Here is a 12,737-nt window from a genome sequence, read left to right as displayed (position 1 = left end):
AGCTTCCGTGCTCGCCCCAAGGCCCCATCAGGGTTTGAGCTTCGCGAGGCGCGGTGCGAAGCGGCACATGGCGAGGGGGAGGAGCGCCAGGACGGCGCCGGCAAAGAATGTGGTGGGTGCGCCGTGCCGATCCCACAACCAGCCGGCAATGACGCTCGCAATCAGCATGCAGATGCCGCTGGCGAGATTGAAGACGCCGAACGCCGTGCCCCTGAGCGACTGCGGCGCGGTTTCGGCGACCATCGCGGCGAGAATGCCTTGCGTGAGCCCCATATGCAGGCCCCACAGTGCGACGCCGATGAGCACGGTGATGATCGATACACGCGCGCCGAGCACCAGATCCGCCGCGATCAGTGTGACGATGCCGAGTGCAAGCAGAACACGGCGGTCGGTTCGATCGGACAGCGCGCCCGCGGGGTACGCACTGAGCGCATAGGCGAGACTCATCACCACCATGACGCCGGGAATCCACGCGATATCGATTCCCGTCTGCTGCGCGCGCAGCACGAGGAATGCTTCGCTGAAGCGCGTGAGGGTGAAGGTCGCGCCAATCGCGACCACGAACCAGTAGCGCCCCGGAAATTCCCGCAACGCCTCCCAGCGCAGCGGTGACCGGAAGCTGCGGGGCGCCTGTTCATGGGCCGGCTCCTCGATGCCGAACACGATCAGGGCGAGCGCAATGACGGCTGGCACGACGGCGAACCAGAGCACGGCACGGATGTGATCCGAGAACTGGAGCATCAGCACGATGGCCACGAGCGGCCCGGCGAACGCGCCGATCGTATCCATCGACTGTCTGAGCCCATAGCACGCGCCGCGAATCTCCGGTGGCGCGACATCTGCGAGGAGCGCGTCACGCGGCGCACCGCGAATTCCCTTGCCGGTACGATCGATGAGACGCGCCGCTGCGACAAGCGCGGGCGTATGCGCCAGCGGAAAAAGCGGCTTGGACAGCGCACCCAGCCCGTAGCCGAGCAGCAACAGCGCCTTGCGCTTGCCAAGCCAGTCGCTCACGGGACCCGAGAAGATCCTGACGATCATCGCCGTCGCTTCGGCGGCGCCTTCGAGCAAGCCCAGCGCGCTCACGCTCATGCCCATCGTGGTAACGAGGAAGATGGGGAGCAGGGCGTGAATGAGTTCGGAAGAAAGGTCCATGAACAGGCTCACGTACCCCAGCATGCGTACCGCGCGGGGAATGGGGATGCGTGAGGTAGCGGGCGTCTCAGGCAGCACTGTGCTGGCTCCGGAGATACGTATACTCGTGCCACGTCAGGGCGATGACGACAATGTCCAATGCGGTCACCAGCAGCTCGTGCAGCAAGCTGATGCTACCGCAGTTCTTCCATGCGTTGCGGCTGTGCAGGTCGCGATTGATTCGTGTTTCTGCTTCGCCTGCCCGGTGGCCCGCATGGACGTACCATGGAGTTGCGGCGCGATGGAAACCCGGGTTGCGCTGCGCCCATCAGACGCGTGGAGATGCGCCATGAAGAGCCTCCCGAATATCCGTCCGACACTGACTGCGTTGGCGCTCCTGCTGGCGGGGTGTGTCGTCGGCGGCGTGCCGCAAAGCGCGCAACAAAGCGGGCCACATCTGAGCCCAACGGAGTGCCGTGACCTGGCCTCGCTCAGAAGCAACGCGCCTCCCACGATGGCGCAGCACCAAAGCGAACTGGCGGCCCTAAGGAAAGCGGGCTACAACCCGTCACCCTGGTACGACGACCCATACTACCCGGACGATCTGCAGGCGGCGCAGCGCCTGGTCGACTATTGGTTCAACACGGAGTGCCACCCGTCTCCACCCCGGTGAGCAAGGTGGGTTCGCTCCACTCCCCGGCGACGACATCGAGTTCTGCTACCGGGTCGCTCGCGAGTGACCTATTCTGAAAGGATTACTGGAGGCTGGTTTTTTCTACGCATTCGACAGGAGGTGTGCCATGTCGATGTCGACCACTTTGCAGGAGCGCCTGCGCAGCAAGGGCTCACGCTACGAAATCGTGCGCCACCCATACAGTCATTCGAGCATGGAAAGTGCTGCTGCGGCGCACATTCCCGGCGACCGCCTTGCAAAAACGGTGCTGCTCGAGGACGAGCACGGCTATGTGGCCGTCGTGCTGCCCTCAACCTATGCCGTGCAATTGTCCGAGCTTTGGAGCAAGACAGGGCGCAGGCTCGCCCTTGCCACGGAGGACGAACTGCGCGAGCTGTTCAAGGACTGCGATGCGGGGGCGCTGCCGCCGATCTGCGCAGCGTATGGAATGAAGACCTACCTCGAGACGAACCTGGCCGGCCAGCCGGACGTGTACTTCGAGGCGGGCGATCACGAAGAACTGGTTCATATGGAAGGGGACCAGTTTCTGGCGCTGATGGACGACGCGGAGCGAGCCCATTTTGCAAGGCGCATGCGAGGCTTGGGTGGACGTGCGTGAGTGAGTAGTCGAACAGCGTGCGTTCAGGCAGGCGCGGTGCGGATTAGCCCCATCGCGCCGGGCAAACACATGCTCGTTTCGTACGCAGCGGGCGCAAGCGCTTCGTGAAAGAGGCGGTGGCGGCGGAGACGACCTCCGCCGGCTGGTTGCGCAAGCAACGGTTCACGGCGCCATCCTGGCAATATTCAAGGTGCCAGTTCGATCCCGTGGCGGTTCATCACGGCCTTCATCATGTCCATGTTCGGTGGGCCGCGCGCGCCCAACACGGCGGCCGCCTCACGAAAATAGTTAAGCCCGATGGAGCTGGCGGATGGTGGTTCACTCGTCGGCAACCAGGCGGCGCCTTCCTGATGTCCGTATGCGGCTACAAGGCGCCGCAAGTAGCAGGGCCAAAGTCCGAGCATTCCCGGAGCGCGTCCCGGCGTCGCGCGATATTCACTGTCCTATACTTGGTACTTCCCATTGAGCCACTTCCATGGGCCTGACCGCATCAATTAACCGGGAACAGGAGAAAGAAAATGCCTATCGCCAGACAAATATCGGCCCTGCTCGTCGCGGCATCGCTCGGGATTGGCACAGTCACACCAACCTTCGCGCAGAACGACGCCTCGGGTGCAGCCACTGCCGTAGTGCCGGGGGGCGCGTCGTCCGCGAAGCCAACCAAGGCGGAGCGCAAGCAGGCCCGAAAGGAAGCCCGGGCGAAAAAGAACGCCGAATTGAAGAAGCTTGAAGCTGCGGGCTATCAACCCGGTCGCGCAAATGATCAGAACTATCCGCAGGATCTCCAGAACGCGCAGAAGAAGGCGGGGATTGGGCAGGGCGCCAGTCAATAGCGGCCGAACGCCGTGTCTCTGCCAATTGCGCCGTGAACTGCGCCGGCGGCGCGCTGGTTTTCGGCTGAGAAGCCAACCCATCGTACGAGCAGTCGATCGAGATGGGTCCCCGCCGCTGGCGTAGATCTCCCTCAAAAATCGGCATGCAGGGTAACGTACGCGCTAAGGGGCTCGCCGAGATAGGCGCCGGCCTCATTGGCGGCGATGAAGTAGCGGCGGTTAGTCAGATTGTGGACATTGAGATCCACGCCCCAGTGGTTCGCCTGATAGCCGAACGCCGCGTTGGCGATGACATAGGACGGCACCGAATTGATGTTCGAGATATCGCTGTATACCTTGCTCATGTAATTGATGCCCGCTCCGACGTGAAACCCGGGATGGCCTGCGATCGCGAATGTGTAGGTAGACCACAGATTCGCCATGAACGCGGGCACGTCCTGCGGACGGTGGCCGACCGCCGTTATCCCTTGGGGATTGCTCGTGACATAGGCGTGCTGAGCCGTGAAATTGGCGATCACGTGCCAGTGATCCGTGATGCCTGCGTCGAGAGACGCCTCGCCGCCTTGTGTGCGCTGGCTGTCGTACACGACGGTTTCGATGTTGTTGACGGTCGTCGGCGTCGCCACGTTGTCGCGCGATACGTCGAAGAGTGCCGTGTTCAGCACGTATTGGCCGTCGAGGAATGAAAACTTGACGCCTACCTCGTACTGCAGCGCCGATTCAGGCGCGCCGATGCCCGTCTGCGTATTCTCCGAGTTGAAGTTCGTCAGATAGCTTTTCGATATACCGAAATACGGCGACATCCACGGCGTGAGCTTGTAAAGCGCGCCGATATTCCAGCTCACCGGCGCATCGTTGCGCGAGTAAGTATTGCCCGCCAGTATCGGTACGCCTTCGTTGTCCACCCGGCCGGGCACGGTGATATTCGGTGTCAGCGACGTTTGCCACCAGTCCTTTCGCACACCGACGCGTATCTTCAGCTTGCTGGTCGCATCCACCTGATCGGTGGCGTACAGGCTGTAGAAGTTCGCAACCAGATGATCGTTGTCGCACGAATGCTTCGCATCACAAAGGAAATGCAGGCTCGCAAGCGACGTTTCGGGCGGCACCGGTGCGAACACATCTTCGATATTCGGAAGGTCCGCCGTGGAGCGATCGGTATTGATGGTCTGATGCTGGTATTCGAAGCCGGTCAGCAGCGTGTGCTTGACGCTGCCCGTTGCGAACTTCCACACCGGTTCGAGCTGATAGTCGAGCGTATTGTCCGAATCGTTCTGCTGGCGCAACTGCCGGTTGACGACCTCGTTGCCGACCACCTTCGTCTTCGAACTATCCCCATTGCCAAAGAATTCAAGCGAGCGGTGCAGGAACGACAGCCGGTTGTTGATCGTCAGCACGTCGTTGACCTTCCACTCGTCGGTGAGGGTCGGGCGAACGTAACTTGCGCGCGCATAGGCGAACGGCGTCGAATACTTCGCGTCGAACGGGACGTTCCGGATGGGAGTGCCGTTGTAATAGATGATGCCGTACGAATCTGGCGTCGAGCGGGAGTCCTGCGCCTCGAGCGAAAAGTCGATCTTGTGGTTGCCGACTTTCCATTCGACTGCAGGACGGATCTTCTTGTCCCAGTACGACAAGCTGCGGTAGCCGTCCGATCTTGCACCCGTCGCGTCGACACGATAGTTCAAACCGGAGAGGCCGGTCGGCCCCGTGACATACGCGCTGCCCCAGACCGTGCCGAATGAACCGGCCTGGACGCTGCCGCCATACTGAAGCGTGGGAGACGGCGTGTAATGGACGATATTGATCGTGCCGCCCGGCGGGCCACTGCCGAAGAGTGACGAACCCGGTCCTTCGAGAACCTCGATACGTTCGACGCCGTTCAGCGAATGCGAAACGCCGTTGACCTGATCGCCATCGGAAAACCCGTCGGTGTAGATCTGGGCCTGGAGGCCGCGGATCATGAAGTGATCGAAGAAGCCCTTGGCATCCGGTCCGCCGGAGTTCACCCCGGTGGCGTTGCTGAGGCTCTGCTGTAGCTTCGTGGCGCCTTGCTCCTTGAGCAGCCCGCTGGGGATTTCCTGCACCGTCATGGGCAGGTCGCCGATCGGGGTTCCGGTCTTGCTGACGTCTGCAGTCTGGTCAGGATCGTTGACGTTGTCGGGCGCGGTCGTCGGTCTGGTTGCGCGAACAACGACCGTATCCAGTGTCGATGGCGTTTGCGTTTGCTGGGCCTGTTGAGCTTTCGCTGCACTGGAAAAAGACAGCGTTGTAAACGCAACCGATACGGCGATTGCGATGCGAGACGGGGACGATTTCATTAACGTCATCCTGTTTTTGGGGATTTCTGATAGTTCGTCGCCCCCTATATTCTTGAATGCAAATGACTTGCATATGTAAGCTGCAAATAGACAACGGGAGAGCCGTTTTACGAACGGCCCGCCCGCTACCTCGAAGCAGGTTGGCGAAGCAATGGTCTATGGTTTGGGCTCGGTGACGAATCCGATCTTCGTCAGGCCGCCTGCATAGGCAGCGGACATCACCTGTGCCACCGCTTCGTAGGCCACCTTGCGATCTGCGCCAAGCCGCAGTTCCGGCAGAGGATTCTCGTGTGCCGCCGCGGCGATCTTCGTGCGCAACGCGTTGGGTGCTACTGGCTGCCCGTCCCATAGCACGGTGCCATTGGCCTCAATCGACACATTGACCTGCGCCGCCTTTGCGTCCTCCTTCTGGCTGCTTGCGTGTGGCAGTTCCACTTTCACCGCATGGCGCAGCGCAGGGATCGTCACCATGAAGACGATCAGCAAAACCAGCATGACGTCGACGAGCGGCGTCATGTTGATTTCGCCCATCAGCCCATCGTCTTCGTCGTCACTGAACGGGGTTATGGCCATTGCCGTATCTCGAGGTCAGTCGCTGCCGGTCGCGAGCCGCAGGCCGCTGTCGTGGACCGCCGGCGAAAGGCTCGAACCGGTCACGAAGTACGCGTGCAGCCGATGCGCAAACCGCCTCAGCTTGCCGGCGAGCGACTTGTTGGCGCGCGTCAGCGCGTTGTAGCCCAGCACAGCGGGAATGGCGACGAAGAGGCCGAACGCCGTCATGATCAGCGCTTCACCGACCGGGCCCGCGACCTGGTCGATCGACGACTCGCCTGTCGCGCCAACTGCCAGCATGGCGTGATAGATGCCCCACACCGTACCCAGCAACCCGACGAACGGCGCGGTGCTGCCGATCGATGCCAGGATCGAGAGACCGCCCTGCATCTGGGCGACACTCTCGTCCATCGTGTCTTTCAGACAGCGCGTTATCCAGTCCGACACGTCCATGCGTTCGCGCAAAAGCGGTTGCGTGCTGCGATGATGAACGGCGGCCTCCTTGCCGGCCAGCGCGAGCGCGAGAAACGGGTTTTCCCGCGCCGTGCTTGCGCGGCTTTCCGATTGCAAGGCTCTGTCCGTGAAATCGTCGAGTTGTGCGATTGTCTGATCGATGTCACGGGCCAGTTTTTTGAGTCGGATGACATTCCAACCCTTGACGATGATCACGCTCCATGAGAGCACCGACATGACCAGCAGTGCGAGCGCGATGCCGCGCGACACGAAGTCTCCGGCAGCCAGGAAATGCGAAATACCATAGTTTTGCATGGCGGGTTCCCTATAAACGTCCGCGCTAGTTGTTCAGGGCGAATACGAAAGGAACAGACGTCGGCACGCGGCGCGGCGTACCGTTCTCGAGATACGGCTGGCACGTGCTGTCGCGCACGGCGGCAAGCGCCGCTTCGTCGAGGCGGCTGTGTCCACTGCCGCTTTTCAGTTCCACGGATTCGGGCTGCCCCGTCAGTCCCACGATGAATTTCACCATCACCGAACCTGTTTCGCCGCGTCGTTGCGAGAGCGCCGGGTAGGGCGGCTGTGCGATGCTGCAATGCAGATGCGAGATGTCCTGCGGAGCGGCCAGTGCGATTGTCGGCCGGGCGGAGACGGCATCGGGCGACGATGCGGCGGCTTCCGGTGCGGCGGCCACGGTTGCTGCTGGTGTCGAGGAGGCGGTGGCGCTCGACTGTGCCGCCACGGGTTCGGTTGCAGCAAGCCTGCGCGGTGATGGGGCCATGGTTTCATGCAGCGTCGTCACATGATTCGTTTTCCTGATATTTTGCGACTGCGCCTTTGGCTTCGCAATGTCGGAGGATGTCGCACGGTGCTCGATCCGGGAAGGAGGCGACTGGACGACGGCGGATGCCGTAACCGGCGCGGGACTCAGCAGTTCGGCCGTGATCGTGCGCGGCTCGGCGGGCGGCGGCACAGGGTCGTTGCGACCGCTCAGCACCACCGCGAAAAGCGCCACGTGAATGGCAGCGACGACAACGATGGCGCTCGTTGCGCGGACGTTCAGTCTGTTGGGCGATGCGGGCTCGCGATCGGCAATAAAAGGCGGCGAAATCTGCATGCGGTAGATCCGGTTCAAGCGGTTCGCTTTATCGAACGTCTGCGCAGAGCGTCGATGTCAGCGGGCGGCGGCTGCCCCCAAGGACAGCCGCCCACCGATGCCAGCTACTGTGCGCCTGGCGCAGCGGACGTCACGACCCCGTCAACGCAACGTCCGGACGACGTGATTCGCTCAATCGTCATCGTCGTCAGCGGCAGCGACCGTCTTCGCGCCATCGGTCGTGGGCTTCGTATAGACCGAGTGCGGCTCCGGATACGGCTTGTTGCCCATCACGCCCGCCCACAGTACGCGGTTGAACACTTCCGGCGGAACGCGATCTTCCCTGGAGAAGTCGAAGCCCTTCGTCGCGTTCGCCCAGTAGGTCGCGTCATGCAGCGGATGAATGTCCGGACCCTGTGCATACTGGTTGCCGTCGTTGCCGCCCGAGGTCGGGCCGGTCGCCACGTTGCCCACGTTCGTGCCCTTCAGGATCGTCGACGCAACGGCGGTGTAGGTCCACGAACCGTCCGAGCCGGTGTCGAAGACGTCGGCCATCGGTTGCGCATACGCCGTGTTCAGGTCGATGTGCTGGGTGCCGAGCACGTCTTCCATGGTACGGACTGCGTTGACCTGGCTGTAGGCGGTGCTGACCACGGCGTTCTTCTTCACATACGCGCCAACGACATAGGCCGGAGCACGGTGCGAGTCGATGTGATCGGAGCCGGCCTGCGAGTCGTCCTCGACCACCACGATCAGCGTGCTCTTCGCGTACGGGCTGTGCGCGACCGTCTCGATCAGCTTGCCCACCGCGAAGTCGTTGTCCGCCTGCTCCTGCTCAGCGGTGCCCATCTGGCCGACGTTCTGCGCGTAGCTGCCGGTGTGATCGGAACCCATGCGGACGAATTCAAACGACGGGAGATGGCCGTTCGCGACGTACTGCTGGAACTCGCGGTTCCATTCGAGTTCGCGGAACGTGTCCGGATAGGCCTGATCGAAGCCGCGATAGTACGGGTCCGTCAGGGTGACGAGCGACGGCTTGAGCGGGTAGACCTGAATATTGCCGGAGGCAAACGGGGTGAGGAGGGGGCTGGCGATCGTGCCGATCGAGCCGGTATTGTTGACCATGCCGCCGTAGTTGCGAACCGTACCGCCGGCTTGCAGCACCGCGTCGTAGATGCTCGCTTTCTGATAGCCGAACGGGGCATCCGGCACCGAGATATCGGCGATCCCCGGCAGCGCGTTGGCCGTGCCGCCCGGCAGCGACGACGTAACCGTGGAGTAGGCGCCGCCCGAGGCGGTGTCGCGCATGGCAGTCGTGGCGAGGCCGACCGGCAGACCGCGGTTGGCGCCTTCGGACTCATACGACATGCCGCGGCTCACGCCAGCGTAGTTCTCCTGCTGCGAAACCTCCTCGGTCGGCGTGACGTGCGCATGCTGCACCCACGACCAGCCGTCCATGGAGCCATCGCCCGGATCGGTGAAGTTGTCGATCGTGACGAAGTTGCCGGCGATATTGTGGAAGTTCGGCGTGGTGGACTTGCCGTACATCGTCAGCGAGGGATCGCCGTTCGAGCCGTTGCCGAGGTCGCCGAGAATCTGGTCGAAGGTGCGATTTTCCTTGACGACGTAGATCACATGCTTGATGTGATTACGCAGGAAATGCATCGTCTGGCGATCGCTTTCCGACTCTCTCACCGAGTAGTGATTGTTTTCAGCGACCTGGCTGGTCAACCGGGCAAGCACATCGCCCCGCGGGACCGGTGCGCTCACGAGGCTGCTCTGCTCGAGACCGAACTGGTACTGGGCCGAGGTGCCCGAGGTGTACAGCGGGTTCGGGCCGGTGTTCGACTTGCCGTTGATGATGTACATCTGCGACCCGTCGGCGCTCAGCGTGATGTCCTTGGGCGCATAGGCGGTCGGGATGAGGCCGGTGACGTGGTAGCCTTCGTCGCCATCGAGCGAGATCACGGCGATCGAGTTGTCGCCGTTGTTGACCGCATACAGGGTTCTGCCGTCGCGTGACACGGTCACGTTCACCGTGTCGCGGCCGCTGTACTTCTTGTTGTTGCCGTGGCCCTGATCGTCGCCATCGCCGTCGCCGTCGCCGGACTGGCTGGCGATGTCGATCGTCCTCTCGACCCGGTGGCTGGCGGTATTGACGACCGCAACCTGGTCGGTGTTCGCCACCGCGACGTAGAGCTTCGACTGATCCGGCGAGAGGGTCATGCCGTAGGCATTGCCTTTCACCGGGATGCGAGTGATGAATTGCGGGGCGGCCGGGTTCGACAGGTTCAGCACCACGACTTCACGGTCCCGCACCGACGAGATGAACGCGGTGTCGTCGGATTTCAGCGAAACGGCCCACGGGTATTCGCCACCTGCGGCGCCTTGCGTGCCCGACGTGTTGAACGGGCGCAGATCATATTCCGACGTGACCGTGTTCGTCGTCGTGTCGATGATGGTGATCGAGTCGTTGTAGTTGTTGGCAACGACGAGGATCCGGCCATTGCCGGAGAGTGCGAGACCACCGGCATTCGGCTTCACACCGTTGCCGATCCCCTTGCTGTGATTCAGGGCGATGGCTGCGGTCTGTGACCATTGGGCCGACGGAAGAGCCGACGGGCGGCTGTACACGTAGACCGCGTCGTCGGCGCCGCCGGTGCCGTACAGGGTCTGGTTTCCATTCCAGACGAGGCCATCGAACGCGTTGTTCTGGTGGATGGCCTGGACGAACTTCGGATTGGCCTTGTTGGCGCCCGACACGTCGTAGATGAAGATGTACTGGGTCGAGTCGTTCTTGTCGAGCGTGCTGTTGCTGGCGCCCGTGTAGACGGTGTTGTAGCCCGCCGTAATCACGGCGAGCGTGTTACCGTCCGGGCTGAGTTGCGAGCGGATGGCGCCGCTGACGACCTGGGTCGGCTTTGCCGCGAGTTGCGGGTTGAGCAACTGCTGCACAGCGCCCGGAATGGCTCTCGGGGAGATGAACTGGCCCGTCGGCAGAAGTTCCATGTTGCCCTGCGGCGGTGCTGCAAATGCAATACAGCTAGTCAGTAATCCTAATGCTAAGGCAGATTGAACGACGTTACGATTCATTTTGGTTCTCTCCAGATAATCAAAACAGAAACGCCAAATTCGATTCAAACGGAATCATTTGTCAGGTCTGTTGCCCCTGATTGCGGAGACGTGCCAGCGATTGGATCAGGTGGGATGTATTGCAGTGGCGCCATCCCGGCGCTTTCAGCCAGGTAACATTTAGTCAGTTTCGAATGTCAATCGAATGACATGATTTGAGCGTGGATATTCAGAATGCGAATCGTTCTTTATTGCTTCGTCAGTTATTTGCCAGGTTCGATGACAGATAGGTGAAGGTTGTAGAGGCCGCCACCGTCTCGTTGCGTTCGCAAGCAAGGTGCGCGGATGCTTTGATGCATGGGATAGCTGTTTACTTGCATGCGGGGCCCGTGCGTGCGCAGATCGAGGACATGTAGGGTCAATTCTTAAAGTTTTTTTTTCTGTGATGTGCCGTTGATCACGACGTACCGACGCGTTGCCGTAAGGGCGGCCCGCAGCGAATTCCCTAAACAAAAAAGAATAGATGCCGCTACGCCTAAAGCTTTCTCTTTCCTTTCTTCATAGTGCTTTCGTTTTGCTTGCCGCGCTGCCGCAGGCCGCATGGTCGGCGGACCACGGCGCAGTCGAACCCGAGGCGCCGCTCAACGAGAAAATTGTTCGTGTCCCCGTTCAATCGTCGCCGCTAGTCACACTGGAAGTGACGGTGTATATGCCCGCGCACTCTGCTGGCGGCGGTCCCTTTCCGCTCGCGCTTATCAATCACGGCGCTTCACACGACCCCATGAACGCGCCGCGCGTGGGCGATCAATTCATACCGTGGTACTTCCTCTCGCGCGGCTACGCCGTCGCCATGCCGATGCAACGCGGCTACGCCCATTCGTGGGGCCATCTGACGCCGCACGGTTGCGACGTACTTGCGATCGGCAACGATGCCGCCAAGGACATTCGCAAGGTGCTCGATGATGTGAAGGACATCCCGGGCATCGACGCCAGCCAGATCGTCGTCGCGGGCAAGAGCATGGGGGGCTGGAGTACGCTCGTATTCGGCGCACAGAATCCTGCGGACGTGAAGGGACTGCTCAATTTCGCTGGTGGCGTGAAAGAGGGCGATTGCGGCAAGCCCGACGAAAGTCTGATTACGGCTGCCGGCGACCTCGGCTCGCGCACGCGCTTGCCATCGATCTGGTTCTACGGCGACAACGACCAGACTTTCTCTACAGCGACGTGGAAAGGCATGTATGCCCACTACACGGCTGCTGGCGGCCACGCGCAACTGGTGGACTATGGCGACTTCCAGAAGGACGCTCACGCCATGACGGCCTCAGGTGCGGGGCTTCCGCTATGGGTCGCGAAGGCCGACGCCTTCCTGCGGAGCATCGGCATGCCGGGCAACGAAGTCAATCCAGAGTACCTTCCTCGTCCTGAGCCGAAGGCCAGCGGCTATGCGAGCATCAACGACTTCAGCGCAGTTCCCTATCTCAACGCACGGCAGAAGACCGCACTCTTTGCGAGCTATCTGGCGGCGCCGCCGCCTAAAGCTATCGCTATCGGCAGCACGAGCGGCATGTGGGCTTCCGGTGGCTTCGATCCTGCGCGCAGCGCGATGCGGCAGTGCTGGAAGGTCTCGCAGTATTGCCAGCTCTACGCGGTCGACAATACCGTGGTGTGGCCGCGTCAAGAATCGGCTCCGCCCCCCACGAATTTCGCATCGCTTCAGGACGTCAACGCGGTGCCCTGGCTACATGCCGATGGGCGGCAGGCCTATACACGTTATCTGGCTGCGACACGACCGCGGGCATTTGCGATCGCGCGCGATGGCGGGTGGGGGCAGGCGTCCGGGGTCGATTCGATCAATGCGGCTTTGGTGCAGTGTGCAAACGGCCACGAGGAATGCCGGATTTATTCGGTGGACGGCGATGTTGTATGGGCCGCCAGGTAGTCCGCACATTCAGCGGCATTTTCAGCGAAAATGGAATCTGAGCGA

Annotated in this window: 10 protein-coding genes; 4 read left to right on the top strand and 6 right to left on the bottom strand. The window is 61.7% G+C overall.

The window, feature by feature from the left end:
* Positions 1 to 27: 27 nt before the first annotated feature.
* Positions 28 to 1,179, bottom strand: coding sequence for an MFS transporter (locus AB4Y35_RS25780; protein WP_368706761.1), 1,152 nt, complete (start codon positions 1,177 to 1,179; stop codon positions 28 to 30).
* 304 nt (positions 1,180 to 1,483) lie between these two features.
* On the opposite strand from AB4Y35_RS25780, the gene AB4Y35_RS25775 reads away from it, so the two are divergent.
* From AB4Y35_RS25775 to AB4Y35_RS25765, 3 genes are all read left to right on the top strand, one after another.
* On the top strand, positions 1,484 to 1,807 hold the full coding sequence (locus AB4Y35_RS25775; RefSeq protein WP_368706547.1) for a DUF4148 domain-containing protein: 324 nt from the start codon (positions 1,484 to 1,486) through the stop codon (positions 1,805 to 1,807).
* Between the two features lie 127 nt (positions 1,808 to 1,934).
* Positions 1,935 to 2,426: an aminoacyl-tRNA deacylase gene (locus AB4Y35_RS25770; RefSeq protein ID WP_368706546.1), complete on the top strand. Its 492-nt coding sequence runs from the start codon at positions 1,935 to 1,937 to the stop codon at positions 2,424 to 2,426.
* Positions 2,427 to 2,944: 518 nt separating this feature from the next.
* The gene (locus tag AB4Y35_RS25765) at positions 2,945 to 3,259 is read left to right on the top strand and encodes a DUF4148 domain-containing protein (protein ID WP_368688929.1); all 315 of its coding nucleotides are present in this window, start codon (positions 2,945 to 2,947) and stop codon (positions 3,257 to 3,259) included.
* A gap of 131 nt (positions 3,260 to 3,390) precedes the next feature.
* On the opposite strand, the gene AB4Y35_RS25760 is transcribed toward AB4Y35_RS25765, so the two are convergent.
* The 5 genes from AB4Y35_RS25760 to AB4Y35_RS25740 all read right to left on the bottom strand — a co-directional run bounded on the left by AB4Y35_RS25760 (position 3,391) and on the right by AB4Y35_RS25740 (position 10,690).
* Entirely contained in the window at positions 3,391 to 5,352 is a 1,962-nt protein-coding gene (locus tag AB4Y35_RS25760) for a TonB-dependent receptor (protein WP_368706545.1), read from the bottom strand.
* 384 nt (positions 5,353 to 5,736) lie between these two features.
* Complete coding sequence (locus AB4Y35_RS25755; protein ID WP_368706544.1) at positions 5,737 to 6,153, bottom strand: ExbD/TolR family protein; 417 nt, start codon at positions 6,151 to 6,153, stop codon at positions 5,737 to 5,739.
* Positions 6,154 to 6,168: 15 nt separating this feature from the next.
* Entirely contained in the window at positions 6,169 to 6,900 is a 732-nt protein-coding gene (locus AB4Y35_RS25750; protein WP_368706543.1) for a MotA/TolQ/ExbB proton channel family protein, read from the bottom strand.
* A gap of 25 nt (positions 6,901 to 6,925) precedes the next feature.
* Positions 6,926 to 7,720 carry an energy transducer TonB gene (locus tag AB4Y35_RS25745; RefSeq protein WP_368706542.1) on the bottom strand — a complete coding sequence of 265 codons (795 nt, stop codon included), beginning with the start codon at positions 7,718 to 7,720 and terminating at the stop codon, positions 6,926 to 6,928.
* 153 nt (positions 7,721 to 7,873) lie between these two features.
* Positions 7,874 to 10,690: a bifunctional YncE family protein/alkaline phosphatase family protein gene (locus AB4Y35_RS25740; RefSeq protein WP_368706541.1), complete on the bottom strand. Its 2,817-nt coding sequence runs from the start codon at positions 10,688 to 10,690 to the stop codon at positions 7,874 to 7,876.
* A 586-nt stretch (positions 10,691 to 11,276) separates the two neighbouring features.
* On the opposite strand from AB4Y35_RS25740, the gene AB4Y35_RS25735 reads away from it, so the two are divergent.
* Positions 11,277 to 12,692 carry an alpha/beta hydrolase family protein gene (locus tag AB4Y35_RS25735; RefSeq protein ID WP_368706540.1) on the top strand — a complete coding sequence of 472 codons (1,416 nt, stop codon included), beginning with the start codon at positions 11,277 to 11,279 and terminating at the stop codon, positions 12,690 to 12,692.
* Positions 12,693 to 12,737: the final 45 nt, after the last annotated feature.

It is taken from the genome of Paraburkholderia sp. EG286A, from assembly GCF_040965375.1.
Classification (GTDB): Bacteria; Pseudomonadota; Gammaproteobacteria; order Burkholderiales; family Burkholderiaceae; genus Paraburkholderia.
The sequence above is the reverse complement of the archived record's forward strand: the minus strand, read 5'-3'. Positions and strand labels throughout refer to the sequence as shown.

Excerpts from the sequence above, each read along its gene's own strand:
- AB4Y35_RS25780 (WP_368706761.1), bottom strand. The coding sequence starts at position 1,179 with ATGCTGGGGTACGTGAGCCTGTTCATGGACCTTTCTTCCGAACTCATT.
- AB4Y35_RS25775 (WP_368706547.1), top strand. The coding sequence starts at position 1,484 with ATGAAGAGCCTCCCGAATATCCGTCCGACACTGACTGCGTTGGCGCTC.
- AB4Y35_RS25770 (WP_368706546.1), top strand. The coding sequence starts at position 1,935 with ATGTCGATGTCGACCACTTTGCAGGAGCGCCTGCGCAGCAAGGGCTCA.
- AB4Y35_RS25765 (WP_368688929.1), top strand. The coding sequence starts at position 2,945 with ATGCCTATCGCCAGACAAATATCGGCCCTGCTCGTCGCGGCATCGCTC.
- AB4Y35_RS25760 (WP_368706545.1), bottom strand. The coding sequence starts at position 5,352 with ATGACGGTGCAGGAAATCCCCAGCGGGCTGCTCAAGGAGCAAGGCGCC.
- AB4Y35_RS25755 (WP_368706544.1), bottom strand. The coding sequence starts at position 6,153 with ATGGCCATAACCCCGTTCAGTGACGACGAAGACGATGGGCTGATGGGC.
- AB4Y35_RS25750 (WP_368706543.1), bottom strand. The coding sequence starts at position 6,900 with ATGCAAAACTATGGTATTTCGCATTTCCTGGCTGCCGGAGACTTCGTG.
- AB4Y35_RS25740 (WP_368706541.1), bottom strand. The coding sequence starts at position 10,690 with ATGGAACTTCTGCCGACGGGCCAGTTCATCTCCCCGAGAGCCATTCCG.
- AB4Y35_RS25735 (WP_368706540.1), top strand. The coding sequence starts at position 11,277 with ATGCCGCTACGCCTAAAGCTTTCTCTTTCCTTTCTTCATAGTGCTTTC.